Annotated in this window: 4 protein-coding genes; 1 reads left to right on the plus strand and 3 read right to left on the minus strand. The window is 68.2% G+C overall.

What is annotated here, in order from left to right:
• Positions 1–903 (plus strand): methyltransferase (locus ACLN58_RS19945; RefSeq protein ID WP_415856975.1); only part of this gene is annotated, 903 nt, incomplete at its 5' end.
• Positions 904–974: 71 nt separating this feature from the next.
• Here ACLN58_RS19945 and ACLN58_RS19950 read toward each other — a convergent pair.
• The 3 genes from ACLN58_RS19950 to ACLN58_RS19960 form a co-directional block, all read right to left on the minus strand.
• Complete coding sequence (locus ACLN58_RS19950) at positions 975–1,892, minus strand: transglycosylase domain-containing protein (protein WP_415856976.1); 918 nt, start codon at positions 1,890–1,892, stop codon at positions 975–977.
• Between the two features lie 307 nt (positions 1,893–2,199).
• Entirely contained in the window at positions 2,200–2,589 is a 390-nt protein-coding gene (gene mscL, locus ACLN58_RS19955; protein WP_415856977.1) for a large conductance mechanosensitive channel protein MscL, read from the minus strand.
• Positions 2,590–2,684: 95 nt separating this feature from the next.
• The coding region (locus ACLN58_RS19960) for a D-alanyl-D-alanine carboxypeptidase family protein (protein ID WP_415856978.1) at positions 2,685–3,238 on the minus strand (554 nt) is incomplete at its 5' end.

Consider the following 3,238-nt stretch of genomic DNA (forward strand, 5'->3'; position numbering starts at 1 on the left):
TCCGCCGGGCCGCACACGGCCGCCGAGGTGGCCGGGCGGCTCGGACTGCACGCCGATACGGTCCACCGCGTGCTGCGTGGCCTGGCTGTCTACGGGCTCACGAGCCTGGACCGCCGCGGTCGCTTCTCGCTCACGCCGACGGGGCGGCTCCTGCTCGTCGATCACCCCCACTCGATGGCGGCCTGGATCCGTTACTCGACGTCGGCGATGGTCCTCGCCGGGTGGGCCCGCCTCCCGCAGACCCTCCGCGATGGGCAGCCCGCGTTCAACGCCGCGACGGGACAGACCATCTGGGAGTACCTCTCCGCCCATCCCGAGGAGGAGGCCGGCTTCGCGCGGACCATGCGCGAGCTGACCCTCATGGCCGCGCCGCTCATCGTCGCCGCCTATCCGTGGCCGGCGGAAGGCACGGTATGCGACGTGGGCGGCGGCGTGGGCGCCATGCTCGCCGAGGTGCTGCGCGCCCAACCGGGCCTGCACGGCGTGCTCGTGGACCAGCCCGGCCCCCTCGGGGGAGCGGGGGAGTACCTCGCGGCGCGCGGCGTGGCCGAGCGGGTCACGGCGGTCGAGGGGGACCTGTTCACGGGCTTCGCCGCGGTCGCGGACGTCTACCTGCTCAAGGACGTGCTCCACGACTGGGACGACGCCCAGTGCCGCCGGATCCTGAGCACGGTGCGCACGGCGGCCCCGGCCGGGGCGAAGGTGCTCGTGCTCGAGTGGCTCCAGGAGCCGAATCGGGCCGAGTTCCCCGTGTCGATCTCCGACGTCATGATGCTCGCGCAGACCGAGGGGCGGCAGCGCTCGGCCCCGGAATTCTTCGCGCTCGCGGCTGATTCCGGCTTTATCCGGGGCCGGGTCATCGATTCTGGGGCCTATGGAATTGTCGAATTGGTGGCGATCTAAATTCGCCAAAAAAAGGCCCGCGTGGATTTTTCCCACACGGGCCTTTGCTAGGTATGCCTCTTCGGCGTGCGCTACTTCGCGCCCTCCGATTTGAGCCTCTGGGAAACGCTCTGCGGCATCGTCGAGCACCCGTCGGGGCCGCTCGCGGTAGCGGCGTGGGCTGAGGCCTCGTCCTTGATGCCGATGGTCGCCACGGCCGCCTGCCACCCGCCCATGCCCTCAAGCTGGCGCGGGACCCACACGTTCGCGGCACCGTTGATGAGGTCCACGGCCAGCGGGTCCCCCTTTGCGCTGATGTCGAGCCCGCCGCCCGCCGCCCGCCGCACGTTGTCGGGGTCCGGGAGCACGCCCATGAGCTGCGCGGATTCGTAGGGGTTGAGCTGGGAGGGCGGGGTGTTGTAGTAGTACCAGCTCGCCGCGCAGATGCCGAAGAGCTTCGGGCCGAACTGAGCATAGTTGAGGTAGAGCTCGGCGATGCGCTGCTTGGGGAGCAGGAAGTCGAACTCCTCCGAGAGCCCGGCCTCGATCGCCTTGCGCAGCGGATCATGGCTTGGCCACAGGAAGATGTTCTTGACGAGCTGCTGCGGCACGGTGGAGCCGCTCGGGTCGGGCTGCCCGTCGACGAAGGCCTGGGCTCGGGCCTGGAAGTCCGCCTGGGTGAAGGCGCCGACGCGGGTCCCCAGTTCCTCGTCCTCGTGCGCGATGACGGCCGCGATCGTGTTCCGGCTGATGTGGTCCATGGACACGTACTGGTACACGATGGGCTCGCCGGCCTGGAACATGTAGGACGTGCGCGGCGGCGTGATCCAGTTGTACGCGATGGTCGTGAGGATGCTCGCCACGAACGCGACGACCACCACAATCCCCGTGATCTTGAGGAACCGGCGCACTCGCCCGCGGCGGCGCGGGCGCTCGACGGACCGGCGGCCGCGGTCGGTCGGACCGCCGAACTCGGGGTACCGAGGCTCCCACTCCTCGGGCAGGCTCACCTGCGGCGGAGGGGCGGTTTCGGCAGGACCCAGCGGCACGACCCGGCGGCCGTGAACGCGATGTGAATTTGGGGGAAAATATTCGGCCGAGGGTTCCATGGGCGGCTCCTGGAAGTCAAGCGGAAGTAGGCCACGGGGCACAGGCGGTTCGCGTTAGTCTAGGCGGGATTGCAATGGGTTGCAAATTGGGATTTCCGCGCACGCTGCAAATTTGTTTTCTTATTCTCTTTTGCTGGGAATTTTCTGGGTGCGACGAAAAGCGGCCGCCCACCCGTGAGGGTGGACGGCCGCATGGCGTCAGTGGGGGTTAGTTCCGACGGGCTTCCAGGGCGTCGCGGATCTCCGTCAGGAGCGCGATCTGCGGGTCGATGGGCTCCTCGTCGGCAACCTCCTTGATGCCCAGCTTGCGGTTGCGACGCTCGATGACGTGGTTCATGGGCATCACGATGACGAAGTAGATCGCCGCCGCGACGAGGACGAAGTTGACGAGGGCCGTGAGGAAGACGCCGATCTTGACCGGGCCGAAGACCAGGAAGTTGTCGAAGTTCGGCTGCCCCACGATGAGGGAGATGATCGGCATGAGGACGTTGTTGACAAAGGTCGTCACGACCGCGCCGAAGGCGGCACCCATGACGACGGCGACGGCAAGGTCGACGACGTTGCCCTTCATAATGAAAGCTTTGAATCCGCTCAGCATGGCGCTAACAATAGCGTGGCCATACGGACTGTTTTGTGAACTCGAGGTAACCACCCGCTCTGTGTCGGTAGGCCCCAGGCGCCCGAAACGCCTCCTCAGTACGTCGGTGCGGCGGGAAGCCCGAAGTACTCCTCGAGGGTTCCGATGCCCTTCTGGCGCATCTCCGTCGCGGCCTCGACGCCGATGAACCTCAGGTGCCACGGCTCGTAGAAGTACCCCGTGATCTCGTGCAGCATCCACGGATAGCGGACGATGAAGCCGAACTCGTGCGCGTGGGCCGCGGCCCACTTCGCGGCCGGAGTGTCCGCGAAACACGGCTGGAACGAACACGTCCCGCCAGACGCCCCGAGGTCGAACGCCCAGCCCGTCTGGTGCTCGGAATAGCCCGGGCGCGCTGACGCGACGTCGGCGAGGGCCTGGCCCTGTGCCGCGACCTCGCTCGCGTACGTCGCCTGCTGGGTCGCGTAGGAGCGGTAGCCGCTCGCGAGCGTCATGCCCACGCCCGCGGTGGCCGCGGCAGCGAAGAGCGCCTCGGCCGCGCGCGCCGTCGTCGGGTTGAGCAGCGCGCCTTCGCCGCTGATGGCGAGCGGGACGTCGGGCTGGGCGAGCGCGGGGGCGAACGTGCGTGGCACGAGCGGCCGCCGCTTGT

It is taken from the genome of Sinomonas sp. G460-2, from assembly GCF_047759905.1.
GTDB lineage: Bacteria > Actinomycetota > Actinomycetes > Actinomycetales > Micrococcaceae > Sinomonas.

What these genes read in the sequence shown, in the direction of transcription:
- mscL (WP_415856977.1), bottom strand. Translation starts at nt 2,589, where the DNA reads ATGCTGAGCGGATTCAAAGCTTTCATTATGAAGGGCAACGTCGTCGAC.